Below are 6,000 nucleotides of genomic sequence, written 5' to 3'. Positions count from 1 at the left end.
TTCTTCTGCTTAATTTTTTGTTACATACTTATAAAATTTCACCACGACTTACTTATACGCTAATCTGAGAACAACATTATAATCCAAGTCTCTTGTCAGTCAATCTGGTAAGAGGCTTTTTATTGTTTATTATTCGGGGTTTTTCCCAAATAACCAGCTATTAAAAGCGTACAAACATTAATAAAAGCTGGTCTTGCATCAGGATTATGAAAAGAAAATCCAAAAAGAGCAAAATAGGAAGTGACCGCTAAAAAATGTGGGATGTGGTCTATATAATTAAATTGCTGCTTTCGGTATGGTACAAGATTAAGCTTTTTAACTAGTGAAGCAAAACTTTTCATTAGACGTTATAAGATACAACAAGTCCAATGTAGAATACCTAAACTATCATTAACAACAGTAGAAAGCAACAGTAGGAGACACTATTTTTTAGTAGTGAATTGAACATAAGAAAGCATTAACTGCATTTATAATATGTATAATACCAGCAATAAATTCTATACATAGAGCCAGATACGTAAAGTAAAAAGTCGTCCATTCATCAGTATACCATTGTGTTAAACACTAGTAATGTTACATAGAGTATAAGCAATAAAGATAACATTTTTTGATAAATAAAAAAATTATTTTATACTAAATCAATTTTTTAATGCGTTATTACCCAGCGATTAGCTTGATGATTAGATAACCTTATTAAGAATAATTCTTTCCGCGTAAGCTTTAATTTTAAAAAATAGGGTCTACGCGGAAAGTAAAAATGGCTTAACCATGCGGGTTCTAGAGGTCGTGTTCTCCTATAGGGGAGAGAACAGCGAATTTTATTCAAAATAAATCTAATCACTAAGCAAATATTTCCACCAAGCAAACCATTTTGAAATAAGTTGCCAGAAACCATGTACTCATAATTAAATAGCACAAACCTCGTCTATTTGATTTAAACGAGGTTAGTACAGAAGTATTAATCAAAGTATTAATCAAAGTATGAATAGCTGTGGTTTAACGATTTAACCTTTGTACAACTCCGTCAATTGTGTCTGTTTTTAATGCTACTGGGTCAATTTGAATGCTCAGTATTGTGTTGCATCTTGGGCAGTTATAAGAAATACAATTCCATGCATCTTTGCCATTTACCTTTCCTGCAATATTTTCAATATTTATTGAAGTAATCATGGAATCACATTTTGAACATTTTCCAGCAACCATCTTTTATTTCCAAACTATAGTTCTAAGATGGTATAGATGTACTAATAAAAAGTTAACCGTATAAACACTTTAAATTATTTTAATAAATTATGGAAATATAGGTTTACTAAGTAGTACTACTTATAAGAACTTGGATTCTAGTTAGCAAAATTCTAACAACTAACTTGGAAAGGTAGCAAAATAAAACCCCGTCTATTTAATTTAAACGAGGCTAGTATAAATTGCAACTTTAGTTGAATAGCTAATTTTAGTTTTCGTGATAATGTCCTAAATCAAAAGCAGCAATGATGTGACTACTGTTTATTGTTGCAGTCGGGTAAGTTGAAGGTGCGATTAAAAAAGGCATATTTGAGATGCTTAGAGGTGGGGTGCCAACTAATAAATTTACTTCTATCCAGTAGGAACCGTCAGGCATTAAAGTAACTTCATTTATTCTACTAATCCCAATAACAGTACCACTTGTAGTAAGTAGACCATAGTAAAATTCGTCTTGTCTAAGTCTTAGTTTAATCCAAGGTGGTAAATTTTCTTCAGTAGGAGTAAGTTTTTGAGTTTCTTCAGACATGGTGATTCTCCTTAGCAATATCAATCTAGTATTCCCGTCTCTAAATTAAAAACTCTAATTTATTTTTGTTTGATTGAGTAAGTTATGAAAACTGGGCTTTACCAAAGCTATAGAGAAAAAGCATTCTGCAATCTATCAAACATAGCGCTTTTAAACAGAATTACTTATTAAAACTTGGCAAAATAGAAGCTTGCCAATAGTAGCAAGGTTAAAGGTCTGGACAGTGTGACCGTGATTATTCCTTGGTTTTTAACTTCCATACCATTTACGCTTACAGCACTACTCCATCTAAAAATGGTTATTATAGGTTCTAACTTATGGAAATGACTATGAACCTGAAACAAAAAATAAAGGCTGTGTAGCTCAATCTGAGAGGAGTTATTTACCACAGGATAGCTGCTACAAGGCTATAGCAGATTTGCCTTACATCTTAATGTTTCCCAGTCGGAGTAGTTAAATAACGTATGGAAAGTAGAAATTAGATATTTTCTAACACTATTTTTATTAATTAAGAGTCCCGTTTCCTTTAGATTCCCTAGCAAGCATAAAAAGTTGGATGAAAATATACTGAAGTATGTAAGGTATGCAAAAAGTTGCATACCAAAGTGCATACATATAAATATAGGTGATAGCACTCTACCGCAGACACAGCACCATTATTAAATCAACTTCATGCACAAAATATTAAAAAAGTCAAGTTTGGTATAAATTATATTAAAAATTTTCTAGCAAATTCTTAGGAATTATTCAGAGACAGGTTTTATAAAAGAGTTATAACCAAAAATTATATTAATAAGTCTGACATATAATTTTTCTGTATTCCAGCTATCCGTTGCAATTCTGTCTCATAGGGTAGATTGGTTTTATCCTGTGAGAGAAAACTGAGAGAAAATGACCTCTCGATTTTGTGGTTAGTCTTGTAAGGGTAACGAGCGCGGAGGGATTTGAACCCCCGACCCACAGAACCGGAATCTGTTGCTCTATCCACTGAGCTACGCGCCCTTAACCTTCGATATTATAGCACGTCTGTGATAGAATTTGCACTCTAAAAAAACTTGGTTTCTGGGTTAAAGATAATTAGTTGGGTCTACGGGTGTACCATTCCGACGAACTTCAAAGTGGAGATGGGGCCCAGTTGAGAAACCTGTGGAACCTACAGCACCGATCGCTTGTCCGCGTTCAACTGTTTGTCCTTCGGTGACATATAACTCGCTGGTATGTCCGTAGAGTGTCGTAATGCCTTTGCCGTGGTCAATAATTACCGCTCTGCCATAACCACCATACCACCCAGCAAAAATTACTGTTCCTGAATCGGCTGCCCGAATTTTACTGCCATAACTAGCAGCAAAATCTAACCCAGCGTGAAAGCGACGATAGCCAAGAATGGGGTGCATCCGCCAGCCGAAGGGACTGCTAGTGGGAGCATCGCTAGGATATGTCATTACACCAGTTCCCCGAATGATGATGCTTGTCCGGCTGTTGGTTTTTCCTTGCGCCTCTTCAGCTTCTGCTACCTTTTGTTGAATCAAAACTTCTAGATTTTTGGATTCTCTCTCTAGCTGATTTTGTGCGGCTTCCAAGGCGAGGCGATCGCTATTTAGGCGTTGAATCAATTCTGATTGCGATTGCGCTTGGGTTTGATAATCAGTTTTTTGTGCTAACAGTTGCTCACGAATTAAGCCAATTTCATTTTTTTGCTGTTCTACTTCCGTTTTTTGTTTATTGATCAGGTTTGCTTGTTGGTTGAGTTTTACCAAAATTTGTTCGTCTGCCTGATACACTAACTTCAACTGATGACGACGGCTGAAAAAGTCGCTGATATTTTGACTTTGGAGCAAAACTGCCCATCCAACAGATGTAGGCGATCGCTGGAGATAACGCAATCGTGCTACTGTTGCTATTTGCCGCTCCTCATAGGAACGTTCCGCCACAGCTAAATCACTTTCCAACTGCTGGAGGCGTTGGGCGGCGAGTTGTAATCGTGATTCGCTCTCTTGAATGTAGTTATCTGTAGTTTGCAGATTTTGCTTTAAACCAGTAAGGTTTTTTTGGGCCTCTTGTTGGAGATTTGTTAAGCGATCGCGCTCGTTAACCACACTCTGATGCTGCTGGTTCATTTGTTGCTTTTGTTGTCGCAAAGTATCAATAGACCCTGTAGACGTTGCATGAGCTGGAATTAATACCAAACAAACCCACAAAATGCAGCAAAATGCAATAGACAAACAGCAATAAATCTGCTTTTTTCCTAGAAATTGCCCTCTCATAGTGCGAGCCTAACCAGAACGATGCTTTCAAACACTATGAGGATTATTCCCAAAATCTGATTCACCCATTCCAACACATTATTAAATTGTCTGCCAAGTTGTAACACAAGAATTCCAGCTATGTCAGCATTGAGCAGGTATGTTAGTGGGTGAGATGTATGAAGGCACGTATAGCAATTCTCTTAATTACCTTGGTCTTTCCAGGTTTGGCAGTGGTGGGAGTATCGTTATATTGGTTTAATCTCGATTATGCAGCACTGATCAAAGCTGAAAAGTATGTGGAAAATCTGGTAGAGGTGGGAAAAGTAAATGATAGACAGTTAGAGTATGCCTATCATCGCACCTACATTCATCGCATTAACGTATTTGCCGATGGTACCTGGGGATTGCTAGGAGGCGTAATTACAGCGTTAGGTGTACATGGATTAGCCACTATTAAAAAATAGGGAGTGGGGAGAAATCAATTCAAAATTCAAAATTCAAGAACTTCTGCCTCCTGCCTCCTGCCGATTAATTATTGATTAGCTTTCCAATTTGCCAAATCAGTTAAAGAGCGATCGCGGTAACGTCCATAACGCTCTGGTTTACTTTTGATTTTCTCTCCTAAATCGGGAAAAATCCCAAAGTTGGGTGGCATTGGCTGGAAATGCTTGGGCGAAGCGGAACTAATAAATTCCAATAATGCACCCATCATTGTTGTTGGTGGTAAAATCAAAGCTTCTTTACCCAAAGCTAATCTTGCTGCATTAATTCCTGCCAAGCAACCACCCGCAGCGGCTGCGGTGTAGCCTTCAGTACCAATCAATTGTCCAGCGGCTAATAATGTCGGACGCCCTTTAAATTGCAGGGTAGGATACATTAACTGAGGAGCATTAATAAAAGTGTTGCGGTGCATCACTCCTAGCCGCACAAACTCCGCCTTTTCCAAACTGGGAATTAACTGAAATATTCGCTTTTGCTCACCCCAGCGCAGGTTAGTTTGAAATCCTACCATGTTCCACAGTTGACCAGCTTTATCTTCTTGTCGCAACTGCACTACAGCATAAGGACGTTCCCCTGTGCGAGTATCTGACAATCCCACTGGCTTGAGGGGGCCGTAGCGCATGGTATCTTCCCCTCGCTGTGCTAGTTCTTCTATCGGTAAACAAGCTTCAAAAAATTTGGCTGTTTCCCGTTCAAAACCCTTGAGTTCTGTTTGTTCAGCCTTACAAAGTTCTTCTCGAAAGTGCAAGTACTGCTCTTTATTCATTGGGCAGTTGAGATAAGCAGCTTCACCTTTGTCATAACGTGATGCCATAAAAGCAACGTCACGATTAATCGATTCTCCCACGATAATTGGACTAGCTGCATCAAAAAAGCTGAGGTATTCCATCCCCGTAAAGCGCTGCAAATCTTCTGCTAAGTCGGGACTAGTTAAAGGCCCGGTTGCCAAAACTACAATCCCTTCAGGAATTGCAGACACTTCACCTCTGCGGAATTCAATTAGAGGATGACTAGCTAAAGTTTGAGTCAAATCTTGGCCAAATTGTCCCCGATCCACAGCTAGCGCCCCACCAGCAGGAACGGCGTGTTCATCAGCTTTAGAAATGACGATAGAACCTAGTTGGCGTAACTCTTCGTGCAATAATCCAGCGGCGCGATCGCTTGCCATTGCCCCAAAGGAATTACTACACACCAATTCCGCCAAATGTTCTGTATGATGAGCCGGACTAAATCGCTTTGGACGCATTTCATGGAGAATTACTGGCACTCCAGCTTGGGCTATTTGCCACGCTGCTTCTGTCCCAGCTAGTCCACCTCCAATTACTTGTATCGATTGTTTTTCCATAGTTAAATTTTTAATTTCCATATTATTAAGTATCCATCAGCATTACAGAAGTAAAAATAAAAAGAGGTAAACTCATAGCTACTTCTGTCAATCCAACCAAAGTTGTAAAAACTGCTTCCAACTCAATGCGATCGCACTCA

5 protein-coding genes and 1 tRNA gene are annotated in these 6,000 nt (G+C 38.5%); 1 reads left to right on the top strand and 5 read right to left on the bottom strand.

What is annotated here, in order from left to right:
* Positions 1-996 precede the first annotated feature (996 nt).
* The 4 genes from HWQ44_RS03640 to HWQ44_RS03625 form a co-directional block, all read right to left on the bottom strand.
* Positions 997-1,203, bottom strand: a complete 207-nt coding sequence (locus HWQ44_RS03640; RefSeq protein WP_292714936.1) for a hypothetical protein — start codon at positions 1,201-1,203, stop codon at positions 997-999.
* 247 nt (positions 1,204-1,450) lie between these two features.
* Positions 1,451-1,768 (bottom strand): hypothetical protein, encoded by a 318-nt coding sequence (locus tag HWQ44_RS03635; protein WP_190933640.1) that lies wholly within the window; start codon positions 1,766-1,768, stop codon positions 1,451-1,453.
* Between the two features lie 929 nt (positions 1,769-2,697).
* Positions 2,698-2,770: transfer RNA gene (locus HWQ44_RS03630), tRNA-Arg, on the bottom strand.
* 65 nt (positions 2,771-2,835) lie between these two features.
* The gene (locus tag HWQ44_RS03625) at positions 2,836-4,032 is read right to left on the bottom strand and encodes a murein hydrolase activator EnvC (protein WP_292714931.1); all 1,197 of its coding nucleotides are present in this window, start codon (positions 4,030-4,032) and stop codon (positions 2,836-2,838) included.
* 158 nt (positions 4,033-4,190) lie between these two features.
* Here HWQ44_RS03625 and HWQ44_RS03620 point away from each other — a divergent pair, with 158 nt between their 5' ends.
* Complete coding sequence (locus HWQ44_RS03620; protein ID WP_292714927.1) at positions 4,191-4,478, top strand: hypothetical protein; 288 nt, start codon at positions 4,191-4,193, stop codon at positions 4,476-4,478.
* Positions 4,479-4,546: 68 nt separating this feature from the next.
* Here the strand turns inward: HWQ44_RS03620 and trmFO are convergent, their stop codons facing one another.
* Positions 4,547-5,860, bottom strand: coding sequence for an FADH(2)-oxidizing methylenetetrahydrofolate--tRNA-(uracil(54)-C(5))-methyltransferase TrmFO (gene trmFO / locus HWQ44_RS03615; RefSeq protein WP_292714924.1), 1,314 nt, complete (start codon positions 5,858-5,860; stop codon positions 4,547-4,549).
* Positions 5,861-6,000 lie beyond the last annotated feature (140 nt).

Source organism: Nostoc sp. JL34 (assembly GCF_017114945.1).
Classification (GTDB): domain Bacteria; phylum Cyanobacteriota; class Cyanobacteriia; order Cyanobacteriales; family Nostocaceae; genus Nostoc.
Note: the sequence above shows the minus strand (reverse complement) of the source record. Positions and strands in the feature narration are given on the sequence as shown.

What these genes read in the sequence shown, in the direction of transcription:
- trmFO (WP_292714924.1), bottom strand. Translation starts at nt 5,860, where the DNA reads ATGGAAAAACAATCGATACAAGTAATTGGAGGTGGACTAGCTGGGACA.
- HWQ44_RS03635 (WP_190933640.1), bottom strand. Translation starts at nt 1,768, where the DNA reads ATGTCTGAAGAAACTCAAAAACTTACTCCTACTGAAGAAAATTTACCA.
- HWQ44_RS03625 (WP_292714931.1), bottom strand. Translation starts at nt 4,032, where the DNA reads ATGAGAGGGCAATTTCTAGGAAAAAAGCAGATTTATTGCTGTTTGTCT.
- HWQ44_RS03640 (WP_292714936.1), bottom strand. Translation starts at nt 1,203, where the DNA reads ATGGTTGCTGGAAAATGTTCAAAATGTGATTCCATGATTACTTCAATA.
- HWQ44_RS03620 (WP_292714927.1), top strand. Translation starts at nt 4,191, where the DNA reads ATGAAGGCACGTATAGCAATTCTCTTAATTACCTTGGTCTTTCCAGGT.